This window comes from Cryomorphaceae bacterium (assembly GCA_017798125.1).
Lineage (GTDB): Bacteria > Bacteroidota > Bacteroidia > Flavobacteriales > ECT2AJA-044 > ECT2AJA-044.
In genome coordinates this window covers 293,153-309,741 of record CP059070.1, presented here as the reverse complement: position 1 = coordinate 309,741, position 16,589 = coordinate 293,153, and the positions used below count along the sequence as shown (strand labels likewise).

Genomic DNA, 16,589 nt, shown 5'->3' with positions numbered 1-16,589 from the left:
CTTATTGCTTGATAATTGATCTTAAAGAAGACCCGTGTTCTGTTCGAAGTTCCATAGAGTAAACTCCTATGGCCCAAGTCGAGGTATTTAAGGGAGTCGTTCCCGAAATATGAGCGCTGTAGACTAGCCTTCCGTCGGCACCCCAAACTCGGATTTCAGCTTCCTTTTCAACTTCAATGATCAGACGATCAGTGAAGGGAACCGGATAAGCTTTGAAATCTGAACGCTTCTCATCAATTCCAATGGTCGAAATGATGTCCGCTGAAGAGCGGGGCAAGAATTGATATCCCTCGTCGTAGGGCGAGTCAAAGTCAAATTGGCCTCCTATTCCTATGGCGTGGAACGGTCCAGATGGAGCAGGCTGACTGTACAAGTCGACATCGTTGTCAATACGCATATCGTAGGTGCTTAATCCGTCGGTGACTTCAACATTGAAACCACTTCCCGAACCCGTCCACTGAGCGGGGTCTACTAAGGTTAAATTGTCGATGCGCACCAATTCAGACTCTGTAGTTTCATCCAGGAACGTCACAATGGTTGGGGTCGGCAAGGGGTTTCCTTGACTGATCAAGATGACGCTGTCCATGTAGAGCTGCGTGAGGCCGTTAAAGAATCCAACGTCCCCATATACGCGAACTAAATCACCTTCGGTGACCGTGTAATTATTGAGCGGAGTATCGGCAAACGTTCCAATACCGCCTGTCCCGTCGTGCAAGGTGAACTGCAGGCCTCCGCTGCGCAGGTTGCCCCCTAGTACAACACCTTCCAAGGAGCAGAATACTCCGTTGGAATCTGGTTCGCCAGCGGCATTATTGGTGGTTACATCGGCGACTGAATACATAGGTATGGGCACATCATTATCCAAAATGGAAATAAAGAAGGTGGGCCCAATAATGGTTCCCCCATTGGTCGCATTTGAAAGGCCAAATGAAATTAGTTCATTCCCTTCTGCGATGTTGTCGTCCACGATCGCGATGCTCACGGGCTGCAAAGCTGAGCTGCCGGCGGGGAAAGTGACAATGGTTGGCGATGAGATGACATAATCCTGTCCGCTGGTTGCCGTACCCCCTGTGACAAAGACTTGAACGCTTGTCGGGTTGTTGGGGTCTGGATTTGCAATACCTACATCAAAGGTGGCAGTGCCGGCACTTTCATCCACAAGTTGGGCGGCAGAGGCAAATGATAGAACTGGAGTGCTAATACCGCATGGATTGAAGGTGTGCCACCCATACAAACCAAAGGTGTTTTGAGGATAGACATCCCATTCATTCGCTCCTGAGGTCCAATCTAAGGAACCACCTTGTATATTAATCTTACGAACAAGTGTGTGGTTTTGTGTGCTCCCTGAACCCACCGGCCAACTGGATCCTGGATCTACTCCAGGCTCTCCAATAATGTCTAGGGTATCGGTTCCATTCCACAAGATGAGTGCATCGTCTCCGTTGAAGTGAGCCACACTTGGGAAGGACAGAATCGTATCGGCCACGGCAAGCATAACTGGATCGGCTTGGTCCGTGCAAAGTCTGTAGGTGGCGTAGGGTGCCAGGGTTCCGGATATATCCAGCGTATCGACAAAGCTTCCGCCATTGCCGCTTTCAATCACCAAGTAATTGGTGAGGTCGATGGTGTTGGGAGTAGGGTTGAAAAGCTCAAGCCCTTTATTGTTTCCAGATCCTTCGATGTATTCGCTGAAGAAGAGATCAGCGCAAGTCGGAACGGCCGGATCATTATCCAAAATTGTAATATTCACGTTTGTGCTAGTTCCAATGGTCAATCCAGAAGACACATATGTAATGTCAAAGGAGGCTGTTTCGCTAGTTTCAACAAGGTTGTCATCGTTGATGCTGAGGTCGATAAAGGTAGAGTCCGCTCCTGCCGCTAGAGCGAGGATGATCTCTCCCGTAATTGGGTCAGTCGGAGGTGTGGAAGTCCCGTCCGTGGTATCCAGGCCTGCACCAGGGGTAACAGTAACAACAATGGTGTCAGCGCTTGTGGTTGCTGGTGAAATAGAGAGACTAATGCGAACGACTCCTATTCCTTCAGAAACACCTTGACTGGATGTCGTGAAATTTACCGTAGAAACAGCGGGTGCTGGTAGTACTGTTACCGTCCCGGTCATACCTAGCCCCGCGTGAGGGTCACATTGATAGTTGTAGGTTCCTGGAGACGTAAAAACGAAGGAATAATTCCATGCGGAAGAAGAAGTCGAATTTCCAAAAGAGGCAGGATTTCCTGGGAAGGTTCCGGTGTTCCCGTTTACGTTGTGAAACCCACCCAAATTCGTCCAGTTGACCGTGTCCCCTGCAAAGACGGTCAGGGTCGCTGGATTGAATGTGTTTCCGTTAGGGCCTCCCAGATCCACTTGATGGGTTGTGGCCATCATGATGCTGGAAGCAAATAGTAAGACAACAAAGAAGAAGTAGTGCTTTTTCATCGGGTGAAATTTTGAAGCTTCAAGGTACGGAACACAATTAAAGTGATGGAGAATAAAAAAGGGTTACCCGAAGAGCAACCCTTTTTTATGTTGTTATTGGATAATGCCTTACTGCATGATGTCTCCATCTACATCTTTAGCCCATCCGCCAGTCCACCAGCTTCCGCCAGTCTCACATGCTCCGCGGTATTGAGCTGAGGTAAACCAAGTGTCTACGCCGTTTGGATCTGCGTTGGAAGAACTAGTTCCTACGAAACCGCTAAGATTTACAGCAGCTTCATCGCAGTCGTAGTCGGTTGTGAATTTTGCACAGTCGCGGTACGCGTCTCCGCCACCACCGAGCCCAAAGACACTTGCGTTGCTTACGAAAGCTTCGTCATTGTCAACGTGAACCAAGGTAATGGAGTCAGATACGCGGATACCGTGCTTAGGGAAGTTGGTCACCAAGGCGTTCCAGATGCGGAATTTAGCACCTTCACGCAAACGCATTCCTGTATTCTCAGCATCACCATCATCCTCTCCAACTAGTGTTACGTTAGAGATAGTTGGGTTCGTCCAAGGAAGAGCAGAGTTATCGTCTCCGTTGTTGTCAAACTCAAATCCACGGTCTCCGGACTCGCTGTCTTGATGCGCCACGAAGAACTGACCTTTTCCAGCCCAACCGTGTGTACAGTCAAAAGAATCGTCACGAGCTCCGGTTACGATAGCGTACTTCACTTGAGCCGCTCCACCAAACCACTCGATACCGTCGTCAGCTCCACGGAAGATTTGAACGTGCTCGATAGATGTACCTGATCCAACCGCGTTCAAGGTCAACCCGTTCAACTCGTCGTCCGTTGCGCAGATGAATCCTGCGTACTCAATACGAACGTAGCACAAAGTACCTGAGTTATCGGTATTGTCGTTACCGCCGTAGGTTCCAGAGTTACATTCAGCTGTCGCTGTTGAACCGTTGTTGATCTCCCCGTAACCGTTGATGATCAAACCACCCCAAGAACCTTTTGTGCTCTGCAAGGCAGACATAACGATCGGTAACTCAGCTGTACCACAGGCATTGATCATTGCACCTTGGTTGATGGTCAAAAAGTCAACCCCATCTGTATTGTCGCCGAATACGCTAGTACCTGGCTCGATGGTCAAGGTTGAACCGTCCATCACAAATACTCCATCTTTCAATAGGTAGTTATTGCTGGCGCTAAAGGTTACATTTTGGTTGATGTTACCGGCTACCTCTTTGTAGTCCACACCGTTCTTAGTTACGTCGGTAATGGTGTAAGTAGCATTTCCATTGTTGTTGTCGTCATCGTCATCGTTATCACACGCGGACAATGTTACACCGAGTGCCAAGGCAACTGCGAGCATTCGGTTGAACTTCAATTGTTTCATTATAGTTACGGGTTTAGAAGTTGAATTTCTTGCGACAAAACTAAACGCCCCGTTCAACGGGGCGTTTTCGTTATTTTTAATAATGTGTTAAGGAACAGGCCTTATTGTTATGGCAGTATTAATCAGAAGACGTCGTAGGAAATGGAAATGCTGAAATCAACTCCTTGTCTGTACTGATTGACGATAACGGGCTCTGCATTGCTCAAGCTTGGATCCGACTCTTGCTTCTGAAGAATCAGTGGATTCATAAGGTTTCGTGCGTAGAAGTTCACCGACCAATGATCGCTGATTTGATTTCTCCAAGAGAAATTCAAGGTATTCACAGGGCGTTCGTAAATGTCTCCGATCCCTTGGGCACCCGCAGAGAAGATTCGAGGTCCAAAGACATTGTAACTCAAAGTGGCTGTTGTTTTGCGCATATCATCCTTCCCGAATCGCTTGGTATAGGTTAAGTCCGCATTGACCAAATATGGAGATGCTCCCTGAAGCGGGCGACTCGCGTTGGTCGATATAACGGAGGATCCTCCTACGGTTGCGTCTTGATTAATCGTGACATCGGTGTACATCGCTGAGGCATTGAAGCCCAAGCTCAGGTTTTTCCATCCTGTCTCTTCACCGAACCATCGCCCTAGATTTTGCAAGTATTCAAACTCGATTCCTGCGACAACGGCGCTTTCGGTATTGATGAAGGATTCCAATTGACCGGAAGCCGTCGCGACAAGTACGCGCTCAATCGGGTTGTCTAAGTATTTTCCGAAGACAGTAAAGGCGACCAAGTTCCCTGGTTGAGGGTAGGTCTCAAAGCGGACGTCGACGTTGTAGTTGGCTCCATTTTGAAGTTCTGGGTTACCAATGCTTTGGCGACCAGCAAAAAACTCGATGTACTGGAATGGTCCGACCTCTCGGTAAGCTGGACGAGAGATTGTACGAGAAGCGCTGGCTCGGAGGGCACTGTTCTCATTGACATCGTACTTGAAGGACGCTGTTGGCATCAAGGCAATTTGATCTAGTGTTTCTTGTTTAGGAATTCCCGGTTGAACTTGATCCCGGTAGTCCAAGGTCTGAAGACCGTCCTCAATACGAAGACCAATCATACCTTCTGCACGCGGTCCAAGTTTTCCGCTCGTTTGCGCGTAGAACGAATTGATGTTCAAATTCGCCGTATAGAGGGATGCCGGACCCGCGATTTCGCGATAGGCAATCTTGTCATTCTCAAAATTCTCTTCGGTAATTACGGCTTCCATATTGTTAGGGTCCATAACATCACCGTCTTCATTCACGTAGTTCTGGAAATCAATATTAACCTGCCAATAGTCGAACTCACGTTCTTTTCTTTTGATTTCACCACCAAAGACAACATCCCAAAGCGAATTGCCTTTATCGTCCATTTTAATGGTGTAGGTAGCCATCACACGAGCATTGTATTCATCTTCTACTAGCTCAGAGTAAAAGCGATGGTTTTCGTTGAAGTCAAGCGTGTTGATCAGGAAATCATCTCCTTGACGGAGGTAAACGAATTGACGACGATCCGGTTCTGTGGATGTAGCACGGTTCCAAGATCCGTCCCAACGGATTTTCCAATTGCCGAATTCGTGCTCGCCAAAGATCTGATTGACCATCAAGTCATTTTGACGCCAAGTGTATCGACGTGTAAAGATGGGAGAGTTGTAGTCAAAGTGGAAACCCGTTTCAGCACCCGTCTCACGGAAATTATCCGTGCTGAGGTTGACGAATAGGAAGTTGTATGAAATCTTGTTGTTGTTGTCAATCTCGTACGCTGCATTGGCCAAGGCGGAAGTGTTGGTTTCTTGCTGCCATGACTGAACATCGTAATCGATCTGGAAGTCGTTTTGGCGGTTAACCAAGCGGTAAATTCCCGGTTGGTAAGAAGCCTTGTTCCGGTGATCCAAAGAGATCAAGAAGCCAAATCCTCCTTCTTTTTCTTTATTGGGGATGTAGTTTCCAGCCGTCACGCCAAAAGCTGTGTTGATTGGCGTGGTAATCGTTTGGCGGTTAAAGAGGTAAGGGAATTCGTTGTATTGCCCCTGAATACGACTGTTATAGAACTCCTCACCACGCAGATCGTCAGGGTATGCTCGGGTACCATCATCAAATCCCCAGTAGTCGGCGTTTCCACCTTGGTAGGTGTAGAAATCTCCGCCGTTGCGTTGGGTGTTGATTCCGAATCCCATACGCACTTGAAGTAGAGGCTCGGTTGGGTAGTCCTTGGTGGCAATGTTAATGGCCCCACCGGCAAAATCCCCATATAAAGGCGCTTCGAAGGCTTTCTGAACATTCAAATTTTGAATGATAGCGGTGCGGAAAATGTTCAGGGGGATGACTTTTAAGTCTGGGTCCGGAGATGCGATGGGCATCCCATTCAAATAGGCGCTGTTGTAGCGGTCTCCCATACCTCGAACAAATACATTTTGACCTCCTACAACGGACAACCCCGCCACCTTGGTCAATCCTTCCGCAACATCTGCGGAACCTGTTTCCTTTAGCTTTTGGGCCCCGATGTTTTGAACGATTCCGGAAGCCTCTTTTCGCTCCAACAAGAGTTGTGCTTCAGACTCTTTATTGGCCTTAGTCACGACGTCCACCGTTGTCAAGGCAACGGAGCCTTGGTTCAAAGTGTGATTAAGGGTAGTTGTTTCTCCGGCAGTTACGCGAACCCCTTTGACGGTGTCGACATTGTAACCGATGAAGGAAATAATGACATCGTAGGTTCCAGCTGGAGCGCTAAACGAATAATTTCCATCGAAATCGGTGGTGGATCCAATGCTGGATCCTACGGTTACAACGTTGGCGAAGGCCATCGGCTCGTTGTCGTTAGCTCCGTCCAAGACGGTACCTGAGATGGTTCCATTCCCCTGCCCAAATGTGCTTACAGAATGGAATACCAAACAGGTCAACAACATTGAAATGTGTAACTTACGCATGCTCAGTAATTTTTTGCAAAGGAACGGTCTTGAAGTAAGCGGATAGTTAATGCCTTGTTACCCTTGAGTTAAGGTTATTAACCTTTGGTTAATGTTTAAGACAGCATGGTTTTATAGTTAATTTTACCGCAAAATCTGCAAGCCATGAGCCCTAACGGTTACAAACTTCTATTGGTTGACGACGAGGAAGATATCCTCGAATTCATTGGGTACAACCTGAGAAAAGAGGGATATACTGTATTCACCTCGAACAATGGCCAGGAGGCCGTTGAACTCGCGAAGAAAGAAGTACCTCACCTCATAATCTTGGATGTGATGATGCCTGGAATGGACGGCATTGAGGTTTGTGATGTGTTGCGTAGTACGCCCGAGACGGCAAATGTGCTCATCGCATTTTTAACCGCACGGGGTGAAGACTACAGTCAAGTAGCCGGCTTTGACGCAGGTGCGGATGACTACATTACCAAACCGATTAAACCCAAAGTACTGGTTAGTCGAGTTGGGGCCCTTTTGAGACGTTTTGGGTCCAAGATGGAGCTGGATTCTGTCATCGAGGTCTCAGACTTGCATATCGATAAGGAAAAGTACCAGGTGACCAAAGATGGGGACCGCATAGAGCTTCCACGCAAAGAATTCGAGCTTTTAAGTTTATTGGCCAGTCGCCCTGGTAAAGTATTCAACCGCGATGAGATCCTGGATAAGATCTGGGGAAGCGAAGTAATTGTGGGAGGTCGTACCATTGATGTCCACGTTCGAAAACTCCGTGAGAAAATCGGTGAAGGATACATCAAAACCGTCAAGGGCGTAGGCTACAAGTTCGAAGCCTAATGCGATTTGATCGACCCGATCAGCTCGCCTTTTTTGCGAGTCTGATCACCAGTATTTTTGTTCTGTTCAGCTTTTGGTTGGCCGCCCGTCTTTCGGGAACGGAGGTCAATATTGTGGCAAACCTAGCGGTGTCAGGAGTTACGTTAATTGTTGGCTTCCTCATTTTTCGCTACGCCGTTTACCAGTTTATCTATCGAAAAGTAGAACTGCTCTACAAGAATATTCACGCCATTCGATCCGGGGATTTCGAAGAGGATGAGGTGACCACGGATCTGGACGAGGTAAGCCGCGAAGTCAGCGAATGGGCGGAGAACCAACGTGAGGAAATTGCTCAGCTCAAGGTGCGGGAATCGTACCGAAAAGAATTCATTGGGAATGTGAGTCATGAGCTCAAGACCCCCATTTTCAACATTCAAGGATATATCCTTACCCTACTAGACGGAGCGCTTGAAGACGAAGAAATCAATCGCGCCTATCTGTTGCGTGCGAATAAGAGCGTTGAGCGAATGATTCGCTTGGTTCATGATCTGGAGACCATTACCAAGCTCGAAGCAGGTGCGCTGCAAATGAATGTAAGTCCAGTGGATATAGTGGAGCTCGCACAAGAAGTTATGGATACACTTGAGCTAAAGGCCAAGAAAAAGGGTGTCCAGTTGCGCTTCAAGAATAAAGCTCAGAAGTCCATTAAGCTCCTATGTGATAGCGAGCGTGTCAAGCAGGTTTTCACCAATTTGATGGTCAACGGGATAAATTATTCCAACGACGACGAAGGCTTTGTGGAGCTGGACTTTACGGATCTGGGCAGTCAAATCTTAATCGAGATAACGGATAATGGATTGGGAATCCCGGAAGAGGATCTCCCGCGACTGTTTGAGCGTTTCTATCGGGTTGATAAGAGCCGTTCTCGGGAGCAAGGAGGTACGGGTTTGGGATTGGCAATTGTAAAACACATCGTCGAGGCGCACAAGCAGTCCATCACGGTCCGAAGCAAGCCCGGAGTGGGATCTACCTTCGCCTTTACCCTTCAAAAAGCTTAAAGAGCTCCGACCAGTTTCGATGGCTCGTGTCCAAGAAAGGAAGACCAGAGTAGTCTTCGGCTTTTATTCGCGCTTCTTCTAGGTTGAATTCGGATTGCTCGTACATGGGCACAAAGCCCTTTTCGTCAAGGCGGCGAGCTAAAAATTCCTGTTCCGTTTGTCCTGGAGTGGGGCAGAAAACAGCTTTCTTACCAATGGCAGTAAGATCAGAAACGGTACTGTAACCCGAACGACTAATCACCAGTTCCGAATCGTAAATCAAGTCGAGGAGTTCATTCGCTGTGCAGTATGAATGAATCGTCGTGTTTCCTTCATGAGTCGTCATTTTTTCTTCCTCGGGCACCCCTCTGACCATGACCGCTTTAATCCCTGAATCGATGAGCTGATTACGCACAATTTTCTCAAAATAACTCCGCTGAGGTTCTGGACCTGAAATCAAGGCCAGGATCCGATAGGTATGCTCCTTCTTTTCGGCCATCTGAGTAAAACGACTCAGGGGGCCTAGGTACTTAGCTTTGATAGACGAGCTAAAGCCCTGAGTTAAGTACCCACACAAATTATTTTCATCTTCGAAATCTGGAATCCAACACTCGTCAAAACGCTTGACGAAGCTCTGATTTACCTGGCTTACGAACCACTGTCCCATGGGAGCTAGGATTCGAATTTGGTTGCTGACAAAAGCAGTCGGAACCTTGTGGGTGTGAAGACCAAATCGATTATCACTGATAACCCCGTGAATATCCTGTTCATCAATTATACGTTGAAGCACTTTGTGCTCCTGCCTGATTTTGGCCATTACGGACGGAACCAGTTTCACGAGGTTTAGGGCAAACGATCCGTTTTTTTGATAGGTAATTTGATAATCCGGGAGCTCAATGAATTCAAGCTCTGGAAATTCTTCGCGTAAGAGGTATAAAGCTCGGCCACTTGTAGCAATTACCGGCGTATATCCATCGGCCCGTAGGGCTTGAATAATCGGAATACAACGCGTCGCATGCCCCAGCCCCCAATTCAGCGGGCAAACCAAAATTCTCTTCGACTGCATCACGTGCGAAGATAGGGCAGGCAGCGAACAAATCCGGAGAATGGGATTAAGCGATAATTAAATCTTCGAATTACCTTTGCCCAAAAGCACAACGTGGGAAAGGATAAACTGCGCCGATTTGCCGAGATGGAAGACTTCGAACACGTGGTCCAGCCGACCCGTGAGGAAGTGGAGCAGGGGCTTCAATTGCGCGGTCGTTGGAACGCCGATTTTTTTCCGGAAGAACAGCCGATCGTTCTGGAATTAGGCTGCGGACACGGCGATTATACGGTCAATCTTGGGCGCCTACGGCGTGATGCGAACTTCGTCGGGGTAGACATCAAAGGGGCCCGAATTTGGCGCGGTGCAAAAACGGCACGTGAAGAAGGCTTGAATAATATTGGATTTCTGCGGACCCAGATTGAGCTCATCGACCAGTGTTTCGGACCCGATGAGGTTTCGGAGATTTGGATCACCTTCCCCGATCCACAGATTAAATACCGGCGAGCGAAGCACCGCCTGACCCATCCGCTTTTTTTAGAACGCTATCGACGAATTTTGAAGCCCGGCGGAATTATTCACTTGAAATCGGACAGTGAATTCTTGCACGGGTATACGTTGGGCCTTTTGGAAGCGTGGGGCTGGCCTGTATTGGAGTCGAATCACGACATCTACAGAAATCCCCAGCGCGATTCCGCGTTGGACATCAAGACCTACTACGAAGAGAAGTGGCTAGCTGAGGGCAAGCCTATTACCTACCTAAAATTTCAACTCGGTGAGCGCTAAGAGTGAGGACTTTTTTCAGCGGGTGTACCGCGTGGTTCGCTTGATACCCGAAGGGCGGGTGACCAGTTATGGATCCATTGCCAAATACTTGGGCGCGGCACGATCCTCCCGCATGGTCGGCTGGGCCATGAACGCCTCCCACGGTCAAGACGATGTGCCCGCGCATCGGGTCGTGAATCGAAAAGGACTATTGACCGGTAAACATCACTTCCTCGGAGTGAACGTCATGGAGCAATTGTTGGAGCGCGAAGGCGTCGAAGTTATCGACGATCAAGTGCAGCGTTTTGAACAACACTACTGGGATCCGGTTATCGAATTGCCGGAGGAATCTAAATTAGAACGGCTTTAAATTAGCGTATCTTTGTCCCTATGAAATTGACTAAGGAAAACGTCACACGCGTGCTCCATAAAATCGCCACACCCGGCATTGGAACCAACTTGGTGGAATCGGGTGCATTGAAGAATGTACAGGTCTTTGGCGAGGAGATCGACGTAGACGTCACTATAACAACCCCTGCCCTTCACGTGAAGAAAAAGCTGGAGGTTGATATCATCAAATTGATCCACGACGAGCTGTATGAAAAGGCAGTGGTCAAGGTCAACGTTCGCGTAGAACAACCCGAAAAGGCTCCAGAAATAAAAGGACCGGAATTGCCAGGCGTGAAAAACGTCGTGGCCGTGGCCTCTGGTAAAGGAGGAGTAGGGAAATCTACGGTTACCGCCAACATGGCCGTGGCTTTGGCCGATATGGGCTTTAAAGTGGGTTTGGTAGATGCGGATATCTATGGGCCATCCGTGCCCATGATGTTCGACGTCGAATTCGCACGCCCCAAGAGTATTGAAGTTGGAGGACGTTCCATGATGGAACCCATCATGAGCCACGGAGTGAAGGTTTTGTCCATCGGCTTTTTTGCCGGAGCAAACCAAGCGGTGGTATGGCGAGGTCCTATGGCCTCAAAGGCTTTGAACCAGCTGATCAAGGACGCACATTGGGGAGATTTGGATTTCCTGCTCATTGATTTGCCTCCTGGAACAGGAGATATTCACCTGAGCTTGGTACAGGCCGTTCCAGTGACCGGAGCCGTGATTGTAAGTACGCCACAGAACGTAGCTCTGGCCGATGCACGCAAAGGAGTTGGGATGTTTAAGATGGATGCCATCAACGTTCCGGTATTGGGTATCGTGGAAAACATGAGCTACTTCACGCCTGAAGAGCTTCCTGAAAACAAGTACTACATCTTTGGAAAGAGCGGTGCGCGCAACTTAAGCGATGATATCGGTGTTCCTTTCCTCGGTGAGATTCCGCTCGTGCAATCGATCCGCGAAGCTGGGGATGTTGGACGACCTGCCGTACTGCAGCAAAATACACTTGCAGCGGAGGCCTTTATCAATGCAACCAGAAATATGGTGGAGCAGTTGGTGGAACGAAACGAGAAACTATCTCCGACCCAAAAGGTCGAGATCACAAACATGGCCGGGTGTTCGGCCGTTAAGAATTAAGCTATGGCAACAGAAAGCGATTTAACCCAACGCGTAGAGGCAGCTCTCGACGAGATTCGCCCTTTCTTGGCCTCCGATGGAGGTGATATTAGCTTGATTGAAATCACACCGGAAATGATCGTACGCGTTCAGTTGCACGGAACATGTGTGGACTGTTCAGTGAATCAAATGACCCTGAAGAACGGGGTTGAAATGACCGTAAAAAGACATGCGCCTGAAGTGGTTGCAGTTCATGAAATCGGTCTAACGGAAACGGCTTAAGATGAGCAACACGGCCCAAGAAGTAGAAAAAGTCACCATTCTGTTCGCCGGTGACTCTGGCGATGGAATTCAGTTGACGGGAAGCCAATTCTCCAACACTGCGGCGCTTTACGGAAACGACCTCAGTACATTCCCAGATTTTCCGGCGGAAATTAGAGCTCCAATTGGCACGGTAGCAGGGGTTTCGGGCTTTCAAATCAATTTTGGAAGCACGGACATCTACACACCCGGGGATGAAAGCGATGTGCTCGTAGTGATGAACGCTGCGGCCCTTAAAAAGAATTTAAATCGGCTCAAACCGAGAGGTTCTGTGATCCTCAATGTCGCCGGTTTCGATAAGCGCAATCTAAGCTTAGCTGGATACGAGGCAGAAGAAAACCCCATTACCGACGGAACGCTGGACGATTACAATTTGGTTCAGATGGATGTGACCAAGTTGACTCGGGATTGCCTCAAGGAGACTTCCTTGGGTATGAAGGAGAAAGATCGCTCCAAGAATATGTTCGTCTTGGGTTTTGTGTACTGGATGTACAACAGAAAACTAGACGTAACCATCGACTTTATCCAGAGTAAGTTCGGAAAACGGGCTCCCGAAATTGCCGAAGCCAACATTGCGGTTTTGAAAGCGGGATATGCTTTTGGAGAGACGAGCGAGACTTTTAGCAATCGGTTTGAGGTGCGTCCGGCCAAAATGGCTCCAGGCACCTATCGAAACGTCATGGGAAATCAAGCCACCGCGATTGGAGTAATTGCTGCCGGCCGAAAAGCCGGGCTTGAAATCTTCTACGGCGGTTACCCCATTACACCAGCATCGGACATTCTTCATGAATTGTCTAAGCATAAAAACTACGGGGTCCGCACTTTCCAAGCGGAGGACGAAATCGCCGGAATTTGTTCGGCTATTGGGGCCAGCTTCGGTGGTCACCTAGGTGTAACCGCATCTTCGGGCCCAGGTATTGCTTTAAAGACGGAGGCCCTTGGATTGGCCGTGATGTTGGAGCTTCCATTGCTTGTGATTAATGTACAGCGCGGTGGCCCTTCAACAGGATTGCCGACAAAGACGGAGCAAGCTGACCTCATGCAAGCCGTATACGGCCGCAATGGGGAGGCACCCATTCCTGTCCTAGCGGCGCGTACACCGAGCGATTGCTTTGCTACCGTTTATGAGGCCACGCGGATCGCTGTTGAGCACATGACCCCCGTCTTCTTTTTAAGCGATGGGTATTTGGCTAATGGTGCAGAGCCTTGGATGTACCCCAGTGCGGATGATTTGGCGGAAATTCACCCCAAGTTTGCCAAGCCAGTCGAAGGAAAAGAGTATTTGCCCTATGAACGAGATGAGAAACTCGTGCGAGAATGGGCTATTCCAGGAATTCGGGATCTAGAGCACCGTATTGGTGGCTTAGAGAAAGAAGACGGAACGGGAAATGTAAGTTACGATCCGGATAACCACCAACACATGACGGATACCCGTCAAGCCAAGGTGGATAAGATAGCAGACTATATTCCGGAGCAAGCCATTGACAATGGTCTGGAAAAAGGAAAGGTGCTTGTCCTCGGGTGGGGGTCTACCTTTGGGGCCATCAAGACGGCCGTTTTGGAACTCGTGGCTGAGGGATATGAAGTAGGGCACGCGCACTTGCGCTACTTAAATCCTTTCCCGAAGAACCTTGCAGAAGTCCTGGGAAGATACGACCACGTCCTTATTCCTGAGATGAACAATGGTCAGCTCGTTCGCATCATTCGGGACAAGTTCCTCGTGGATGCGAAGGCCTTCAACAAGGTAAAAGGGATTCCGTTTACCGCTGCAGAAATCAAGAATAAAGTCGCCGAAATATATACGTCATGACCACTGAAAAGAATCCGACTCCCTTAACGGCGAAAGACCTTAAGACGGACCAAGATGTACGTTGGTGCCCAGGTTGTGGAGACTATTCCATTCTCAAGCAGGTCCAGAGTGTCATGCCGGACATCGGTGTAGAGCGTGAGGACATGGTATTCATCTCCGGAATTGGTTGCAGTAGCCGGTTCCCGTATTACATGAATACTTACGGAATGCACTCGATTCACGGTCGTGCGACTGCAGTTGCCAGTGGGCTAAAAGCGACGCGTCCAGAACTCAGTGTTTGGATCATCACCGGTGATGGGGACTCTCTTTCCATCGGAGGTAATCACTTGATTCACCTCTTGAGACGAAACTTTGACGTGAACATCTTGATGTTCAACAATCAGATTTATGGCTTGACCAAGGGTCAATACTCGCCAACTTCGGAATTGGGTAAGCGAACCAAGAGCACTCCATTGGGTTCGGTGGATCACCCCTTTAATCCACTGTCTCTGACCATGGGTGCCGATGCGACTTTTGTGGCTCGATCACTTGACCGCGATCCTATTCACCTTCGCGAGATACTCAAGAAGGCGAATGAGCATAAAGGGGCCTCAATGATCGAGATCTATCAGAATTGCAACGTGTTTAATGACGGTGCTTTTGAGCTGTTTAGCGATAAGCGGACAAAGCTTGAAAACACGATCATGCTGGAAGAAGGACAGCCCTTGATTTACGGTGAGCAGCGCGATAAGGGGATCGTATTAGATGGATATAAACCTAAGATGGTTTCGTTGGATGAGGTTTCCGCTGACGATCTCTGGATCCACGATTCTTCTGATCGCATCAAAGCAGATATGTTGGTTCGATTCTTTGATGACCCGAATATTGAAGGGAATTTCCCACGCCCATTCGGAATCTTCTACCAAGAGGATCGATTTACTTACGATGATGCCTTGAACGAGCAGCTCGAAGCGCACATTGAGGAAAGCGGTTCTGGGGACTTGGACGCACTCCTCCGCGGAAACAATACTTGGGTCATAGACTGACCTAGCGCAGGTCTTCGGGAATCACACAGACTGGGATAGGCTCCATCTTATGTTGATTGGCCCGGTTTAAGCGTCTGTAAATGCTCAGAACTTCCTTTTGTCTTTCGTTGAGATCGGATTCATCACCGGAATAGTCCATGGCCCATTCGAGTTCAGGGTAACTGGCTCCAATCTGATCTTCATCGGTACGATCATCACCCCATAGGCCATCCGTTGGAGGAGCATCCAAAATTTCTTGATTTACGCCCAGGGCTTCAGCGATGGCATACACATCGGTCTTCATTAAATCCGCAATGGGAGAAAGGTCGACACCACCGTCTCCATATTTGGTGTAGAACCCAATACCGAAGTCTTCTACCTTGTTTCCGGTTCCAACGACCAAATACCCGTGAAGAGCGGCAAAATAGTATAGAGTGGTCATGCGAAAACGAGCCCGCGTGTTCACCAGCGAATGGTCGTGTAGATCTTTACTTCCCGTGACGGGTGGCAGTGCGCCGACAAACGAGTCAAAAATGTCTGTAAGCTCAACTTCGACGGAGGAGACGTTCGGAAAATGCTCCTTCAGCCAAGCAATATGATTCATGGCTCGGGATACCTGATTGGCTGCTTGATGTATGGGCATCTCGACACAAATGAGAGGTAATCCCGTTCGAGCGGCTAGGGTAGATGAGGTTGCTGAGTCGATACCCCCGCTAACCCCTATGACAAAGCCTTTGCAATGTGATTGTTCCGCGTAGTCCTTAATCCACTTGGTAATGTGGTCCGCGACTTCTAGTGTCTTCATGGGGTAAAAATAAAACCTGCGGCAATGTTAACCTGACCGAAGTATAGGTTTTCGTTATTCTCTACATCCAGAATGGATTCCAGGTTGACGATGTTCGTGATGGATCGACGCCATTGGACTTGGGTAAAAGCAGTCCATTTTGGGCCGAGTTCAAATTCACACCCCGCGGCCAGTCTAAGGTCCAGTCTAATTCCGGCCCACGCCTCATTACCGCGAATCAAAACGTCTGTTGATTCGGACTCTTCTCTTCGAAACTCCTCGGTCAGTTTGAAGCCAGGGATGAATTGCGGCTGAACGTAAGGGGTCCAATAACCGAGTTGGCGATATCGAAAGGTCATACCCAATGGAATTTCAAGCCAATCTGAGCGTACCTTATACGTGGTGTCGTTCAATTCAAAAGCAGCTTTGGAACGCTGCCACCCCAAACCATATTCCGCTGAGATTCCCCGAGTGATGTGTCGATGTCGCATAAACCGCATACCCCAACCTAGACGGACCTTACCGTCGTGGTTTTGCGCATCCGTGTCGATTAAGTGTAGCCCCCCGTTGAGCTCCCATGAATACCGGATGGTCCCTAATTCAGGAAAGGGTGTAACGGTCATAGAAGGTGTCCAAGGGTCAATTTGAAGCCCTGGTCGCCAAAAGATACTGGAGCTTTGGCCGAAGGCCGCGCTTCCCAACAGTATACCAAGTGCTATGAGTAATCCTTTCTTCATTCCGATTTGAGTGCATG

Annotated in this window: 14 protein-coding genes; 8 read left to right on the top strand and 6 right to left on the bottom strand. The window is 48.7% G+C overall.

Translation table 11 applies throughout. The annotated features are described in order from the left end of the window. Position 1: 1 nt before the first annotated feature. From HZ996_01325 to HZ996_01315, 3 genes are all read right to left on the bottom strand, one after another. Positions 2 to 2,434: a hypothetical protein gene (locus tag HZ996_01325; GenBank protein QTN37831.1), complete on the bottom strand. Its 2,433-nt coding sequence runs from the start codon at positions 2,432 to 2,434 to the stop codon at positions 2 to 4. A 108-nt stretch (positions 2,435 to 2,542) separates the two neighbouring features. Next, complete coding sequence (locus tag HZ996_01320) at positions 2,543 to 3,820, bottom strand: hypothetical protein (GenBank protein QTN37830.1); 1,278 nt, start codon at positions 3,818 to 3,820, stop codon at positions 2,543 to 2,545. 122 nt (positions 3,821 to 3,942) lie between these two features. Then, on the bottom strand, positions 3,943 to 6,762 hold the full coding sequence (locus HZ996_01315; GenBank protein ID QTN37829.1) for a carboxypeptidase regulatory-like domain-containing protein: 2,820 nt from the start codon (positions 6,760 to 6,762) through the stop codon (positions 3,943 to 3,945). Positions 6,763 to 6,906: 144 nt separating this feature from the next. Between HZ996_01315 and HZ996_01310 the strand changes: the two genes are divergently transcribed. Together HZ996_01310 and HZ996_01305 are read left to right on the top strand one after the other, a co-directional pair. Next, positions 6,907 to 7,590, top strand: coding sequence for a response regulator transcription factor (locus HZ996_01310; protein QTN37828.1), 684 nt, complete (start codon positions 6,907 to 6,909; stop codon positions 7,588 to 7,590). Beyond that, positions 7,590 to 8,627 carry a sensor histidine kinase gene (locus tag HZ996_01305; protein QTN37827.1) on the top strand — a complete coding sequence of 346 codons (1,038 nt, stop codon included), beginning with the start codon at positions 7,590 to 7,592 and terminating at the stop codon, positions 8,625 to 8,627. Before HZ996_01310 ends, HZ996_01305 begins: the two co-directional genes overlap by 1 nt. Here HZ996_01305 and HZ996_01300 read toward each other — a convergent pair. Beyond that, positions 8,608 to 9,672 (bottom strand): glycosyltransferase, encoded by a 1,065-nt coding sequence (locus HZ996_01300; protein ID QTN37826.1) that lies wholly within the window; start codon positions 9,670 to 9,672, stop codon positions 8,608 to 8,610. The genes HZ996_01305 and HZ996_01300 overlap by 20 nt on opposite strands. A gap of 93 nt (positions 9,673 to 9,765) precedes the next feature. Between HZ996_01300 and trmB the strand changes: the two genes are divergently transcribed. Genes trmB through HZ996_01270 form a run of 6 tightly spaced genes read left to right on the top strand, consistent with a single transcriptional unit; the run spans position 9,766 to position 15,072 of the window. Beyond that, the gene (gene trmB / locus HZ996_01295; protein QTN37825.1) at positions 9,766 to 10,437 is read left to right on the top strand and encodes a tRNA (guanosine(46)-N7)-methyltransferase TrmB; all 672 of its coding nucleotides are present in this window, start codon (positions 9,766 to 9,768) and stop codon (positions 10,435 to 10,437) included. Continuing rightward, the gene (locus HZ996_01290) at positions 10,427 to 10,786 is read left to right on the top strand and encodes an MGMT family protein (GenBank protein ID QTN37824.1); all 360 of its coding nucleotides are present in this window, start codon (positions 10,427 to 10,429) and stop codon (positions 10,784 to 10,786) included. The genes trmB and HZ996_01290 overlap by 11 nt, the downstream gene beginning before the upstream one ends. A 20-nt stretch (positions 10,787 to 10,806) precedes the next feature. Continuing rightward, a complete protein-coding gene (locus HZ996_01285) occupies positions 10,807 to 11,937 on the top strand; it encodes an Mrp/NBP35 family ATP-binding protein (GenBank protein ID QTN37823.1) in 1,131 nt (376 codons plus the stop codon). Between the two features lie 3 nt (positions 11,938 to 11,940). Then, entirely contained in the window at positions 11,941 to 12,198 is a 258-nt protein-coding gene (locus HZ996_01280) for a NifU family protein (GenBank protein ID QTN37822.1), read from the top strand. Between the two features lies 1 nt (position 12,199). Continuing rightward, the gene (locus tag HZ996_01275; protein ID QTN37821.1) at positions 12,200 to 14,047 is read left to right on the top strand and encodes a 2-oxoacid:acceptor oxidoreductase subunit alpha; all 1,848 of its coding nucleotides are present in this window, start codon (positions 12,200 to 12,202) and stop codon (positions 14,045 to 14,047) included. Further along, positions 14,044 to 15,072: a 2-oxoacid:ferredoxin oxidoreductase subunit beta gene (locus HZ996_01270; GenBank protein QTN37820.1), complete on the top strand. Its 1,029-nt coding sequence runs from the start codon at positions 14,044 to 14,046 to the stop codon at positions 15,070 to 15,072. The genes HZ996_01275 and HZ996_01270 overlap by 4 nt, the downstream gene beginning before the upstream one ends. A gap of 1 nt (position 15,073) precedes the next feature. Here HZ996_01270 and nadE read toward each other — a convergent pair whose 3' ends face one another. Then, on the bottom strand, positions 15,074 to 15,856 hold the full coding sequence (nadE, locus tag HZ996_01265) for an NAD(+) synthase (protein QTN37819.1): 783 nt from the start codon (positions 15,854 to 15,856) through the stop codon (positions 15,074 to 15,076). Then, entirely contained in the window at positions 15,853 to 16,572 is a 720-nt protein-coding gene (locus HZ996_01260) for an outer membrane beta-barrel protein (GenBank protein ID QTN37818.1), read from the bottom strand. Before HZ996_01260 ends, nadE begins: the two co-directional genes overlap by 4 nt. Between the last annotated feature and the right edge of the window lie 17 nt (positions 16,573 to 16,589).